General features: G+C 55.3%; 13 protein-coding genes and 1 riboswitch. Of the genes, 11 read left to right on the forward strand and 2 right to left on the reverse strand.

The features are described 5' to 3' along the window. Positions 1 to 14 precede the first annotated feature (14 nt). The 5 genes from KTE_RS05205 (at position 15) to KTE_RS05225 (ending at position 5,012) form a co-directional block, all read left to right on the forward strand. Positions 15 to 746, forward strand: a complete 732-nt coding sequence (locus KTE_RS05205; RefSeq protein WP_201379245.1) for a B3/4 domain-containing protein — start codon at positions 15 to 17, stop codon at positions 744 to 746. 3 nt (positions 747 to 749) lie between these two features. Further along, the gene (trpA, locus tag KTE_RS05210; RefSeq protein ID WP_201379247.1) at positions 750 to 1,601 is read left to right on the forward strand and encodes a tryptophan synthase subunit alpha; all 852 of its coding nucleotides are present in this window, start codon (positions 750 to 752) and stop codon (positions 1,599 to 1,601) included. A gap of 254 nt (positions 1,602 to 1,855) precedes the next feature. Further along, on the forward strand, positions 1,856 to 2,227 hold the full coding sequence (gene aroH / locus KTE_RS05215) for a chorismate mutase (protein WP_201379249.1): 372 nt from the start codon (positions 1,856 to 1,858) through the stop codon (positions 2,225 to 2,227). Between the two features lie 273 nt (positions 2,228 to 2,500). After that, positions 2,501 to 3,580, forward strand: coding sequence for a 3-deoxy-7-phosphoheptulonate synthase (gene aroF, locus KTE_RS05220; protein ID WP_201379251.1), 1,080 nt, complete (start codon positions 2,501 to 2,503; stop codon positions 3,578 to 3,580). A 120-nt stretch (positions 3,581 to 3,700) separates the two neighbouring features. After that, positions 3,701 to 3,794: riboswitch (ZMP/ZTP riboswitch) on the forward strand. Between the two features lie 48 nt (positions 3,795 to 3,842). Then, positions 3,843 to 5,012 (forward strand): alanine--glyoxylate aminotransferase family protein, encoded by a 1,170-nt coding sequence (locus KTE_RS05225; RefSeq protein WP_201379253.1) that lies wholly within the window; start codon positions 3,843 to 3,845, stop codon positions 5,010 to 5,012. Between the two features lie 62 nt (positions 5,013 to 5,074). On the opposite strand, the gene KTE_RS05230 is transcribed toward KTE_RS05225, so the two are convergent. Further along, positions 5,075 to 5,575 carry a 6-pyruvoyl tetrahydropterin synthase family protein gene (locus tag KTE_RS05230; RefSeq protein WP_201379255.1) on the reverse strand — a complete coding sequence of 167 codons (501 nt, stop codon included), beginning with the start codon at positions 5,573 to 5,575 and terminating at the stop codon, positions 5,075 to 5,077. 224 nt (positions 5,576 to 5,799) lie between these two features. Here KTE_RS05230 and KTE_RS05235 point away from each other — a divergent pair, with 224 nt between their 5' ends. Continuing rightward, the gene (locus KTE_RS05235) at positions 5,800 to 6,123 is read left to right on the forward strand and encodes an SCP2 sterol-binding domain-containing protein (RefSeq protein ID WP_201379257.1); all 324 of its coding nucleotides are present in this window, start codon (positions 5,800 to 5,802) and stop codon (positions 6,121 to 6,123) included. Positions 6,124 to 6,336: 213 nt separating this feature from the next. After that, positions 6,337 to 6,813 (forward strand): helix-turn-helix domain-containing protein, encoded by a 477-nt coding sequence (locus tag KTE_RS05240; protein ID WP_007905702.1) that lies wholly within the window; start codon positions 6,337 to 6,339, stop codon positions 6,811 to 6,813. A 160-nt stretch (positions 6,814 to 6,973) separates the two neighbouring features. Here KTE_RS05240 and KTE_RS05245 read toward each other — a convergent pair whose 3' ends face one another. Continuing rightward, positions 6,974 to 8,146: a DUF1786 domain-containing protein gene (locus KTE_RS05245; RefSeq protein ID WP_201379259.1), complete on the reverse strand. Its 1,173-nt coding sequence runs from the start codon at positions 8,144 to 8,146 to the stop codon at positions 6,974 to 6,976. Between the two features lie 423 nt (positions 8,147 to 8,569). On the opposite strand from KTE_RS05245, the gene KTE_RS05250 reads away from it, so the two are divergent. The 4 genes from KTE_RS05250 to KTE_RS05265 all read left to right on the forward strand — a co-directional run bounded on the left by KTE_RS05250 (position 8,570) and on the right by KTE_RS05265 (position 13,890). Further along, positions 8,570 to 8,995, forward strand: a complete 426-nt coding sequence (locus KTE_RS05250) for a hypothetical protein (protein ID WP_201379261.1) — start codon at positions 8,570 to 8,572, stop codon at positions 8,993 to 8,995. 174 nt (positions 8,996 to 9,169) lie between these two features. Next, positions 9,170 to 11,056: a glycoside hydrolase family 15 protein gene (locus KTE_RS05255; RefSeq protein ID WP_201379263.1), complete on the forward strand. Its 1,887-nt coding sequence runs from the start codon at positions 9,170 to 9,172 to the stop codon at positions 11,054 to 11,056. 274 nt (positions 11,057 to 11,330) lie between these two features. Continuing rightward, complete coding sequence (typA, locus tag KTE_RS05260; protein WP_201386981.1) at positions 11,331 to 13,178, forward strand: translational GTPase TypA; 1,848 nt, start codon at positions 11,331 to 11,333, stop codon at positions 13,176 to 13,178. A gap of 166 nt (positions 13,179 to 13,344) precedes the next feature. After that, a complete protein-coding gene (locus KTE_RS05265; protein ID WP_201379265.1) occupies positions 13,345 to 13,890 on the forward strand; it encodes an acyl-CoA thioesterase in 546 nt (181 codons plus the stop codon). Positions 13,891 to 14,133 lie beyond the last annotated feature (243 nt).

Genomic DNA, 14,133 nt, shown 5'->3' on the forward strand with positions numbered 1-14,133 from the left:
GAGAAAAGGGAGACATGATGTCATTTGGCTACAGCGCGGATCTACTGGCGCGCTATCCCCAGGTAGTTGGGGGCGTGATCCTGGCACGCGGGTTGCACAACGGCCCCACACCTGAAAAGCTGCGTGATGCCTATCTCAACGAGCAGCAGGCAGTCATCCAACGCATTGGCAAGACTCCGCTCAGCCAGTTGCCATCTCTGGCGGCCTGGCGCACGGCTTTTCGTGGCTTTGGCGTCGAGCCTACGCAGTACCGCAGCGCCGCCGAGGCCCTGCTGCGCCGCCTGACCAAGAAGGGAGATATTCCCTGCATCAATACGATGGTGGATATCGGCAACCTGGTCAGCATCCGCTATGGCCTGCCGGTCGCGGTCTTTGATATTCAGTCCATCACCGGCAAGGTCACGGTCCACTTCGCGGATGGCAGCGAGCGCTACATCCTGCTGGGCGCAGACGAAGTCGAGCATCCGGAGGTAGGCGAGGTCGTATTCTCGGATGAGCAGGGCCTGGTCATCGCGAGACGCTGGTGCTGGCGCCAGAGCGAGCCAAGCGCAGCCCAGGAGAGCACGACCAGCGCCATCATTACTATTGAGGCGCATCATGCCGAGGGGCGAGCAGACATTGAGCAGGCCCTGGCAGAGCTTCAGGAGCTACTAAGCACTTACGCGGCAGGAGACGAAACACGGCTCACCGCAACCATCCTGGACGCCAGCCATCCCAGGATAACGGACGAAGCAAACGAGGAGTGATTTATGGAGAGACGACAGGAAACCATCGCGTCGCCAGCGGCGCGCATCACGCACGTCTTTGAGCGCGCCAAAGAGGAGGGGCGGGGCGTACTAATCCCCTACTTTATGTGTGGTTATCCCAACGAAGAGCAGAGCGTGCGCGTTATCCAGGCGGCCATAGAGGGAGGTGCAGACATCATTGAGCTAGGATTGCCCTTCAGCGACCCCCTGGCCGATGGCGCGACCATCCAGCACGCAGGACACGTCGCCCTCGAACGCGGGATGTCGATTCGCGGCTGCATGCGCGTCGCGGAACGCATCTCCGCTCAAAGCGAGACGCCGCTTGTCTTTATGGGCTACTACAACCCGATTCTGGCCTATGGGCTGGAGCGCTTCTGCGCCGAGGCGCGCCAGCATGGGGTTTGTGGTATCATCGTGCCAGACCTCCCCCCAGACGAAGCAGAACCGTTGCGCGAGGCAGCCACGCGCCATGGTCTCGCCCTTATCTTCCTCATCCCGCCAACCATCAAGGATGAGCGTATGGAGCGGGTCGTCGAACTGGTCGCGCAGGGACCGGGCGGATTTGTCTACTGCGTCTCTTTGAGTGGCGTCACCGGCGCACGCACCGAGCTACCAGCGCATCTGCAGAGCTTTATCGCGCGCATCCGGCGCTATACCGAAGCAAAGCAGGTACCTATCGCGGTCGGCTTTGGCCTCTCGACTCCTGAGCATATCGCGCAGATCAGTCGCATAGCCGATGGAGCGGTCGTTGGTAGCGCGTTGGTCAACCTGATCGACCGCACTAGCGAAGAGGAGCAACCTGGGGCAGTCAAAAGCTATATCCAGAGTCTGCACCAGGGAACCAGGAATATTTAATAAGGGATATTTGTCTAGAGGAACTGGGCAAAATAGGAAAGAGAAAAAAGGAGGGAATGTGGTTGTAGACGTGGTATATGCTGGCCCGCTACTGGCGTACGCGGCTACTTGCAGATACCACGCCTACAACAGTAGCATCGCGGACTGGAAGAACCTTGCCTTCATCCCTTACAATGGAGACACTTTCGTTCTTGCTTACCAGTGCTTCTGGTCAAGAAGGGCGAGTATTTAACCGGTAAAGGGGTGAAAGCATAGTGGTCTACTGTCGAGGAATACGTGGCGCAACAACGGTCAAGAACAACACCGAGGAAGAGATCTGTAGGGCAACCAGAGAGCTGTTGGAGCATCTCGTCAGCGAGAATGAGCTTCAGCTTGAAGATATCGCCAGCGCGCTCTTCACGCTGACCGAGGATCTTGATGCCTGCTTCCCCGCGAAAGCGGCACGCGAGATCGGTTGGACCGAGGTACCGCTGATGTGCGCACGCGAGATTCCCGTGCCTGAGAGCCTGGGAATGTGCATCCGCGTCCTGCTGCATGTCAACAGCACGCGCAGCAACGCCGAGATGCGTCACGTGTATTTGCACGAAGCTATCCGCCTGCGCCCAAGCTACGGTCTACACAAATAGGGCGTGTAGGCCAGATAGAGGTCCAGGCAGGCTCAAGTTATTGTTATTCATCACCGACAGAGAAAAGCAGGTTGGTGACAAAGATCTTATTTCGAAACCCAACGTCACTGGCGGGTCTAGCGCTTCCCCCATTCGGGGGCAAGCACGCTCAGGGTTTTCGGAGAAGAAGTAAGTTGTATCGACCCGGCAATTATGACAAGGTGGTCACGGTGGCCGGAGCGCGAGCGCTGTTTGCTCGTACTCAATTGTTTGCGAGAAGAAGGAGAAGGACTCATGATTGTCGTTATGAAAGCGCATAGTAATAACGAAGAAATACAGCACGTATTGAAATTTTTGCAGAACCATGGACTTTCGGGACACCTCTCACAGGGCGTCGAGCGCACCGTTATTGGTGTGCTGGGGCAAACCAGTAACGCGGGCCTGCCCAGTGGCATCGGCGGCATCACTCCGGGCCTGGAGGACTCTCTCGAGGGTCTGCCCGGCGTAGACAATGTCCTACGCGTCTCCAAGCCATACAAGCTTGCCAGTCGCGAGTTTCACCCTGAGAATACCACGGTCGAGGTACCCGCGGCCTGTGTCGCCGGTGGCAGCGTTACAATTGGCGGCAAAGACGTCGTCATGATGGCGGGCCCCTGCACCGTTGAGACGGAGACACAATTGATGACCGCCGCCGAGGCCGTGCGCAAGGCCGGAGCCGTCATCCTGCGTGGTGGTGCCTTCAAGCCCTCAACCTCCCCCTACGGCTTCCGTGGCCTGGGTGAGAAGGGCCTTCAGTTGCTGGCGAAGGCGCGCCACGAGTTTGGCATGGCCGTGATTACCGAGGTCATGACCCCATCCGATGTAGCCATGGTCTGCGAGTACGCCGACATTCTCCAGATCGGCACGCGTAACATGCAGAACTACATGCTCCTGGACGAGATTGGGCGCACCAATAAGCCCGTCGTACTGAAGCGTGGCATGTCGGCGACCATCGAAGAGTGGCTGCTGGCGGCTGAATACGTGCTCTCACAGGGCAATAAAAACGTTATCCTCTGTGAGCGCGGCATCCGTACCTTCGAGAAGGCGACCCGCAACACGATGGACATCAGCGCCATCCCCGTCGCGAAGACGCTCTCGCACCTGCCGATCATCTCAGATCCCAGCCAGGGCACAGGTCACCGTCACCTGGTGGGACCGATGACGCTGGCCTCTATCGCCGCGGGAACCGACGCCCTCCTAATCGAGGTACACCCCAATCCCGACGAGGCGCTGAAGGATGGCGCACAGTCGTTGACCATTCAGCAGTTCAACGAACTGATGCCACAGGCGCAGGCAGTGGCGCACGCCATCGGCCGCGACTTCATTACACGCTAGGCGCGACAAAAGCTCCAGGGCTGCAAGAGACGGGTTCTCATCTTGAGGACCTGACTCACACAGCCCCTGGAAAAATGCAGAATATCTGGTATACTGGAAGAAGAAAGTAGACACATTCCGTGTTCTCTCGGTAACTGGCGCGTACGTGGATTACCACGGGGAAGCCTGGAGAACAGTTTAATTTATGTATCAGCCGCTCGCCTGGGCTGGGCACCAGATTGATGGTGCCTTTTTTGTTTGCTGAAACGAGGGAGAGATACACATGCTCAAAGAGAAAGTTGCCCTACATCTAGCAGGCCCCACGCCTGTTCCCCCGCAGGTTGCCGCCGCCATGACCATGCCCATGATCAATCACCGCAGCGAGAAGTTTAGCGTGCTGGCAAAAGACGTTGCCAGTAAGCTCCAGGCGCTTTTCCGCACGCAGGAGCAGGTCTACGTCCTGGCAAGCTCGGGTAGTAGTGGCTGGGAGACCGCGATGGTCAACTTTGTGCCCGCAGGCGCCAAGGTGCTCAACGTCGTGATTGGCGATTTTGGTGAGCGCTGGTCCAAGGCCAACGCGGAGTTGGGCTATGCCGTCGAGCACCTGGACTACGAGCCGGGAACCGCCGCCAAGCCAGCCGAGGTTGCCGAGGTGCTCAGCAAGCACCAGGGCAGCATCAAAGCCGTCTGCCTGCAACATAATGAGACCAGCACCGGCGTCTTTAATCCCGTGAAAGAGATCGCCGCCGAGGCCGCAAAACATGGCGCGCTCGTCCTCGTCGACGGCGTCTCCAGCGTGGGCGCACTGCCACTGCACATGGATGAGTGGGGCGTAGACGTCGCCTTCACCGGCTCACAGAAAACCCTGATGTGCCCTCCCGGTATGATGATCATCGCCGCAAGCAAGCGAGCATGGGCCCAGGCGGAAGAGGCGCATACACCCAAGTTCTACTTCAGCCTGAAGGAATACCGCAAGAGCTACGACAAGGGTCAGACCCCACAAACGCCCCCCATCTCGCTCTACTATGGCCTGCAAGCCGCGCTGAACATGCTGGCGGAAGAGGGCTGGGAGCAGGTGCAGGAGCGCCATCACCTCATGGGTGAGATGTGCCGCGCAGGCATCAAGGCCGCTGGACTCGACCTGTTGTGCACAGAAGAGCAATTTGCCTCCGATACCCTGACCGCCGTCATGGTTCCAGAGGGCGTTGAGGCCGCGGCCTTCCTCAAGGTTGCGCGCGACACCTTCGGCGTCATCTATGCCGCGGGCCAGGGCAAAACCCTGAAAGAGCGCATTTTCCGTATCGGGCACATGGGCTATATGACTCCCAATGACGTCCTGGTCGCGCTAAGCGCTGTTGAGAACAGCCTGGCGTATTTGGGATATAACATTCAGCCGGGCAAGGCAGTTGCCGCCGCCCAGGCCGTATGGCTCAAAGCCGTACGCCAGGGATAAGAAAAGTAGGAGAAAAATAGCAGGTTCGCTTTCAAGCGAACCTGCTATTTTTCTCCTTACGACTACTCGTTAAGCGAGAGCTTATAGTAAGCCATCTGTGTGGGGGCCTCTTCGACGCCGACCATAATAGAGGAGAGATTAGAGGTGTTAAAAGCCTGAAGTTCACGGCAGAGTTCGTTGCAAATATACTCGGCCAGGCGCTCGGCGGTCGAATTATCGATGGGTAGCTCCGCCACATCGGCGCGTGGGAAGATATAGCGCTTGCCAGCGAAATGCACCTCCCACTCATCTTCGGTGGAGGCCAATTGCAGGTGCGGATTGTGGAGGGGCAGCAAGAAGCGGTGATCAAGGCGCTTGCAGATCTCCTTAGTCAAGCGTTTAAGTACAGTAAAATCAAAGACCAGCATATCCTCGCCCAACGTCCCCTCAACCTCGACCAGGACACCATAATTATGGCCATGCAAGCGCTCACACTTGCCACCATAGGTGATAAAGTGGGCCGAGCTGAAATTGAGATAGCCGCCCTCGATCTTTACCTTGCGCGCAATCCGCTCACCAGACATGATAGGACCCCCTACTTCTTTCTACGACATCTTGTGTTCACGTCAATGACGTCTTGTTGCCTTCAGCATATCATTAGAGGACTTTGTATACAAGAGCCGGGCTCTATCCTGGAGGATTCTTCATTGCCATCTGCCGAGGCGAGCGTTCTTGAAGGCATTGGCGTTTCTATGACTATACTATAGCCAGCAGGGAATTACCTGCTCGTATTCAAAGGAGAAAAGAAATGACAGTAGCAGAAACATTCCAGGCCTTACAATCGCGCTTCAAGCCGGAAGGGTCAGCGGGACTCAACAAGACCTTTCAGTTTAATATCACTGGCGAGCAGGCTGGATCGTACGCGGCGAAAATTGAGAACCAGACCTGCCAGTTGATTGAGGGCGGCGTCGAGAAGCCAGACGTGGTTTTCACTGTTAAGGATACCGATTGGCTGGACATCACGGCAGGAAAACTGGATCCAATGAACGCCTTTATGTCAGGCAAAATCAAGCTGACTGGCGACATGATGCTGGCAACGCGCCTTCAGGGCCTATTTGACCTGGGTCGCTAGGTATTATCTTCTCTACTGGGATGCGGAGATGAGCGAAATACTATCCCAAAGGCTAAGTTCTCCGCATTCTCTAGCGTTCCCTATTTTTGACTATTTGCGGAATTTCCAAGCTTGAACTACGATAAGCTCCTATGTTATACTCAGTGTAACTAAGAATGTCTTTTGCCAGGCACTTTTTAACTCACGGCTGTACCCGTAGAAAGGCGTCCGACAATGGTCCTTAGGAGTAGCGATCTACATCGTAACCTACAGCATCTCAATGGCATGATGACAACTCACGAGGCGGCAAAACACCTCGATCTGAGCTATTGGCACTTTATGCACCTGGTTGAGGCAGGACGCATACCAGGAGTACGTGTCGTCGACCGATGGCTCTTCTCTCCGGACGACCTGAATGATTATCGACGTAGTCGTTATGGTCAATTGGAAGATATGGCGCGCCTGGCTCTTGATCACCCGGCCATAGGTCTGACTGAGAAGCAAGCAATAATATGCCAGTACATCGTTGCTAATGAACGCCCCTCTGAGATAGCGCGAAAACTCCAGCAGTCCCGCCAGGCCGTCCATTCACAGATATCGTTAATCCGCGAAAAAGTCACCCGTGTCCAAACCGCTGCCGATGTTCCTCTCAAGCCCCAACGCAGAACTCGTAACCGATCCCATTCCTCACCCCTCACGGCAAGCCTATGAATTAAGCACGCCCAAACGCTTCTTCCATATACACATAGAAAACACAGCACCTGCACACGCTTGTCCAGGACAAAGGCTCAACAACATAGACCAGGGCAAGCGAGAGAGGCGCACAATCCCAGGTTGGCAGGGCCGGGGAGCGTCTCAAACTGGATAGTATTCAGGACAGCTTGAAGGCAGGTAGTAGCGCTGGCTCAATGGCTGGAGCGAGCACGGGATTGTTGTCCGCGAGCGCGCGTAAGAGGCCAAAGCAGCCAGTAATCATCATGTCCCCGTGAGGCGTACAGGCATAGGGTTTGAGTTCAGAGCCATCCAGCAGCGCCCTGCGCGGTCCCGTCACCGAGAGAAAGGGTAATTTCCCACCCGGCTGAGTGCTTGTCTCATGCGAGCGTTTGATAATCAAGGCTCCATGGCCGCTATCTGCAAAGACCTCTTCATTAGTCAATGTGCCCTGGGCCAGTTTACGGAGCAGTTCTTCCAGGCGTGCGCGATCAATCTCCCCCGTGTGATGCTCAAAAATGCCCATGATTTCGCCATCACGCAGGTGAAAGGCCAGGGTATGAAAATTGCCGATATTGCAGAGAATAGACTCACGCTGCTCGCGTACCCTGGCATCCTCGAGCGAACCCAGCGCCGCCGCCGAGCCGGTATCCATCAAGAGCAGAGGCGCATCCGGGCGTGATCCGCTCAGACTTAAATAGCGCCGGGCGCTCTGCGCCACCGCATGGAGGCGCGTGAGTGAGGGCGGAATATCCTGGGCCAGGTAGGCAAAGGCGCTGGGTGAGGGGCGGCGCCGAACCGTCTCTGTAATAAAGTCAAAACGGAAACGCCGGTCGCTATATCCAGGAGGCGCGGCCCCGTGATCAAAGGCCGCCAGGGCAATGGCATCGACGGTGAGATCGACATCAAAGGCCGTAAAAGCCGTCAGAATAGCCTGGGCATTGAAGTCCTGCATCTCGATATGGACGGTATCATTTTGCGCGGCGCGATGCTCGGCCTCTTGATCATCAATGATCTCAAAACCCATGCGCTCGACGCCCGCCAGGTCATCATCAAAGGTGCGAGCAGCGTCAGGCGTGACAGCTACGGCGTAGCCTGCCAGCGCGTGATCGCGGGCGGCCCAGTGACAGGGACCACCACCCATCGTAACACCTGTTAAGAGCAGACGTTTTCCCACTTTTGTTGCCTGCTTGATGCGTTCAGCGATAATGACAGTGGGCGAGGGCATAACCAGCTTGAAGCAGTTCTCCATCTCTTTGCCACTCTCAAACAAAAGGATATCCTGGGTTCCGGTCCCAACATCAACGGCCAGGATACGTGTGGATGGCTGCATAGGGTATATTCTCCTTGCGTAAACTTAATGGTGCATCAATTTGGAGTATATCACCAGGACGAGGGCTTTTCTCTCTAGCGGCGAGAGGAAGCCAAGCAAGCCTGGACCCTACAATTTGTTTATGGGAAGAGAGTTACATTCGTCCAACGGCATAGCAGCAATCCATGGGAACTTTTCTCCCGCCGATAACGTCATTACGACGAACGCAAAGAGTTCATAGATAGCAATAACGACTTAACCAAGCTTGTCTACCTGCGATAACCTGATCCTGGAGAGGTGCAATTTATGTCAGTTCATCACATCAATACCCCTGGACATCGTTCCTTTTTACCAGGGAGGCGCGTATTATGGATAGGAGGCACAACCATAGCGCTCCTTCTAGTTATTATCGTTGCATCCATGAGTATAGGGAGAATAACAGCGATGTCGGCGTTTGATACTACCTCCAAGGGACACGGCTCTGGCGCAGCGACTGGTGGCTCCCTGGCCACCATTACCAATTCTGGCTCGACCAATACCCCCGGCTATACGCTGGTGATTCATAGCGATGGCAGTGGCAGCCTGAGTTATACGCAGAAAGGCAAAACACACTTTGGCACCTACCAGGATAAGGCCTTTCCTGCTGGCACCTTCGCCATCCAGCGACTTCATACCGCATTGCAGGCAGTAGGCGACGTGAGCAAGATTCCCCAACGCGGTTGCCTGAAATCTGCCTCCTTTGGTACCTCAACTACGATTACCTACCAGGGCAAGACGAGCAGCGACCTCACCTGCCTGGGCAGCCAGGATGCCCGCTCACACCTGGACCTCAAAAATATGGTACAGCAAATCCTCGCGAAGATTAAGTAGTTATATATAAGTTACGAATGAGAAAAGGGTGTGGTGGTGGTTGCAGATCGCAACCACCACCACACCCTTTTCTCCTATTAGAGATCAATATAGCTATATCAATATGTCTATTTGGCGATCACTAATCGTATATCTCTAATAAGAGGTAGAAGAGATTACGACGAAAGGATTCCTATGGCTATAGATTCGCAGCCCACGACCCTCAACCGCTCGGCAAATGGTTACCTACCCATTGAAGACTATGCCGTCATTGGCGACCTGCACACCGTAGCCCTGGTCGGCAAGAATGGTTCGGTTGACTGGTGTTGCCTTCCTCGCTTCGACTCGCCCAGCGTATTTGGCGCGCTGCTTGATACCCAGAAAGGCGGGCGCTTCCGCATCGCCCCCATCGAGACGCCTAACATGGGGCATAAGCAGATCTACCTGCCCGAGACCAACATCTTGATTACACGCTTTCTGACCATTGATGGCGTTGCTGAGATTACGGATTTTATGCCCATTAAACGCGGCAAACGCTCGCATCGCCAGCATCATATCGTGCGTTCGGTCTCCGTGGTGCGCGGCTCGCTTTCATTTGACATGGTCTGTCAGCCAGCCTTCAATTATGCTCGCGACGCCCATACATTGACCTTCGCCGATGATAGGGAAGGCGTCATTTTTCATAGTCAGAGCATGTGCCTGGCGCTCGTATCCTCCGTTCCCTTGCAGGCAAACGATGAGGGTGGCGTAGAAGCTCACTTTGTATTGCACCAGGGGCAATCCGCACGCTTCATCCTCGAAAGCACCAATTGCGATGAGATCGCGCCCCAGGATCATTCGGAGGCGCACTATCGCGCCGAGTTCAACGAAACCATGGCCTACTGGCAGAGCTGGCTCGCCCAGTGCCAGTATCAAGGGCGCTGGCGCGAGATGGTGCAACGCTCGGCCCTCGTCCTGAAGTTGCTCACCTATGCTCCGACCGGGGCTATTGTCGCAGCCCCAACCACCAGCCTTCCCGAGACGCTGGGAGGCGCACGCAACTGGGACTATCGCTATACCTGGCTACGTGATGCCGCCTTCAGCCTCTATAGCCTGCTCACACTGGGTTTCACCCAGGAGGCCGAGGCCTTCATGGGCTGGCTCGACACACGCTGTCATGAACTCAAAAATAACGAGATGATGCTGCAACCAATGTATACCATCGATGGCAAACACGACCTGAGCGAGCTTACCCTGGACCATCTCGAAGGCTACAAGAAAAGCAGCCCGGTACGCATTGGGAATGGGGCCTACTCACAGGTACAGCTCGACATCTATGGCGAACTGATGGATGCCATCTACATTTATAATCAGTACGCCTCAATCTCCTACGATCTATGGGAAAATTTGTGCCGTTTGCTCAATTGGCTAAAGGATAACTGGCAAAAGCCCGATGAAGGAATATGGGAGGTACGTGGTGGTCCCAAGCCCTTTGTGCATTCACGTCTGATGAGCTGGGTCGCCTTTGATCGTGGTCTACGCCTGGCTCGCCACCGGGGTTTACCCGCGCCCGTCGATACCTGGACACGCACAAGCGCCCAGATCTATCAAGAGATCATGAGCAAGGGATGGAATGAAAAAATTGGTAGCTTTGTTCAATACTATGGGAGTGATGCAGTAGACGCAAGCTCGCTACTTATGGTCTTGACAAAGTTCGCGGGTCCGACCGATCCGCGCATCTTGAGCACGATTCAACGCATCCAGCGTGATTTGAGTAGCGACTCCCTGGTTCACCGCTATCATCCAAAGAAGGCCGCACCCGATGGCCTGGGCAGCACCGAGGGAACGTTTAGCCCATGTAGCTTCTGGATGGCGGAGGCACTGGCACGGGCAGGTCGCGTCCAGGAAGCGCGCCTGATGCTGGAGAAGATGTTGAGCTACGCGAACCATGTGGGACTCTACGCAGAAGAAATTGGTCCTACGGGTGAGGCGTTGGGAAACTTCCCCCAAGCCTTTACGCATCTTTCACTGATCACGGCTTGCTACAGCGTTGACCAGGCATTAAATAGAACGCATCCCGCGCAGTCGCGCACGTTTTTCTAGGCCTATTCACTCCTGCGGCGCTCAAGAAGTGAAGTAGTGTATATGGAGGTGGTTCCGGGCGGTACCTGGAACCACCTCCATATACACTACCCATTAATTCATGCTTGCCTTGACGAAGGTGAGCGGAGTCGTTACAATGTAGCTTGGAATTGTCGGTCCATTTACTTGCTTGCTTTATCCACCGGGCGCCGTGGACGTCCGGTTTTCTTATGCCCCCTGAGGAGTTTACGCTATTACCATGCAAATTTCTGACGCTACTGATACCGAGACAACTATGGCAACCCCTGAAAAGACCCCAAATCAGCTAAAAGAACGAACCGACATCCGCAATGTAGCGATCATCGCTCACGTCGACCACGGTAAAACAACGCTTGTCGATGGATTGCTCAAGCAGAGCCGCATTTTCCGCGAGAATCAGCAGGTCGGCGAACTGATTATGGACTCAAACGACCAGGAACGCGAGCGTGGCATTACCATCCTGGCAAAGAATACCGCTGTAAACTATCACGATACCAAGATCAATATTATCGATACACCTGGACACGCCGACTTCGGTGGTGAGGTTGAGCGCGTACTGAATATGGCCGACGGTTGTATCCTACTCGTTGACGCTGCTGAGGGCCCCATGCCCCAGACACGCTTCGTGCTGCAAAGAGCGCTTGAGCTTAACTTGAAACCAATCGTAGTTATCAATAAAATCGACCGCAAAGACGCGCGTATCGACCAGGTCCTGGAATGGACGCAGGACCTCTTCCTGGAACTAGCCAAGTCCGATGAGCAGCTCGACTTCCCCGTGCTCTATGCGATTGGACGCGAAGGCGTCGCCATGCGCAATCCCGATGATGAGCGCGTCAGTCTTGAGCCACTCTTCGAGACCATCATCAATACCATTCCAGCACCGAAGGTCGACATGGATTCGCCCTTCCAGATGCTAGTCACGGCCCTGGACTATGATGATTACAAGGGCAAGTACGCCATTGGACGTATCACACGTGGGCGTATCACTCCCAACAGTAGTGTGGCCCGTATTACACGCGATGGCGATGTGAGCCGCCAGAAGGTGAACCTGGTCTTTACCAACCGTGGCCTACAGCGCATCGAGATCAACGAGGCCCAGGCGGGCGATATCATTGCTGTTACGGGTATCTCGGATGCCAATATTGGTGAGACGCTTGCCGATCCAGAGCAGCCAGAGGCCCTGCCGACCATCGCCATCTCAGAGCCAACCCTGAAGATGACCTTTGGCGTGAATACCAGCCCCTTTGCTGGACGCGAGGGTAAGTACCCCACATCGCGCCAGTTGCGTGCGCGCCTCTATCGCGAGTTGGAGGTCAACGTCAGCCTGCGCGTCGAGGACGGTAACTCTCCCGATGAGTTCATCGTCTCGGGTCGTGGCGAGCTGCACCTCTCCGTCTTGATCGAGTCCATGCGCCGTGAGGGCTACGAGTTTCAGGTCTCGCGTCCCGAGGTCATCACGCGCCAGGATGAGCATGGGCATACATTTGAGCCTTTTGAGCACCTGGTCATTGATACAAAGGACGAGTATATCGGCGCCCTGACCGAGGTCCTGGCCACACGTAAAGCCCAGCTATCGAATATGGCCAGCGACGGCTACGGCAATGTACGCATCGAGTACAAGATTCCAACCCGTGGCTTGATCGGCTTCCGCAATAGCTTCCTGACCCTGACCAAGGGTAACGGCGCTATGAGCAGTCTGTTGATCGGCTTCGAACCCTGGCTGGGTAAGATGGGTACCACACGCATGGGTGTCTTAATGGCCTCCGAGCTAGGAACCGCCGTCACCTATGGTTTGAACAACGCCCAGCAGCGCGGTGATACCTTCATCGAGCCGGGAACCCAGGTGTACGAGGGAATGATCATTGGCCTGAACACACGCCCCATGGACATGGTAGTCAACGTGTGTAAAGAGAAGCAGAAGACCAATATCCGCTCCTCCACATCTGACATCTCGGTACGCCTGACACCGCCAATTCTGATGAGTCTGGAGCAGTCGCTGGACTTCATCAACAACGACGAACTGGTTGAAGTTACGCCGAAGAACATTCGCCTGCGCAAACGCTACCTGACACAGAACGAGCGCTCACGCGCCCGCGAAGACTAGCTCAGAAGTAAGTCAGACAACAAAAAACTTCCCGCGATCCTGTGGGAAGTTTTTTGTTGCCCTGGATAGAAATATGCAGCCAGCTACATATGCACAGCCTTGTTGGTGATGAGATAATGAAGTATATTGTTACACAAATATCGTTTGCTGGAGAGAGTCACAGCCAATGAATCCATTCGAGAGAATTGCTAATAGATATAAGAACCTACCTGAGGTTGACCTGACCCAGGGGCATAGCATCGCCTATTCACGCAGCACCACACGCCGCAACATGGAACTGATCGACGCCAACAGCCAGGGCAACGTCCACGGCGGTGTGATCATGAGAATGGTAGACGAAGCCGCGGCCGTCGTCGCCATCAAGCACTGCCATCGTCCCTACGTCGTGACGGCCAGAGTTGAGCGCTTCGACTTCCTGGCCCCCGCCTTCATTGGCGATGTGGTCACCGTACATTGCGAGCTACATTATGCGGGCCGCACCAGCATGGATGTCGGCGTCGAGGTCACAGCGGAGGACCTCATTACACGCGAGGTACGTAAGATCGCCAGCAGCAACGTCATCTACGTTGCCCTTGATGAAAACCGCAAGCCAACCCCCATTCCGCCCCTAGAGCCAGCGGACGACGAGGAGCGCGCCATTATTGAGCGCGCAAGTATACGCCGCCTGCATACCCAGAAACTAGAGCAGCTTCTCAAAGAGAATCCTTCCTAACAAGTAGCTCTAATAGAAAAGGGAGCGAGCGGGCTGGGAAATTGACTTTCCCAGCCCGCTCGCTCCCTTTTCTATTGCACACTATATGCATGACCTCTCGTGCCTGCGGCGCTCGCCAGGGTTGATGGTGTGATGTCCCCCGGGCTGCCTATGGCAGCCCGGGGGACCATCACACCATCAACCAGAAATGACGTTATTTGCTTTCCGCTTTTGGCAATGAGCAGTGTATAGAAAAGATAGAGC

This window comes from Ktedonobacter sp. SOSP1-85 (assembly GCF_016587415.1).
In the GTDB taxonomy this organism is placed as follows: Bacteria; Chloroflexota; Ktedonobacteria; order Ktedonobacterales; family Ktedonobacteraceae; genus Ktedonobacter.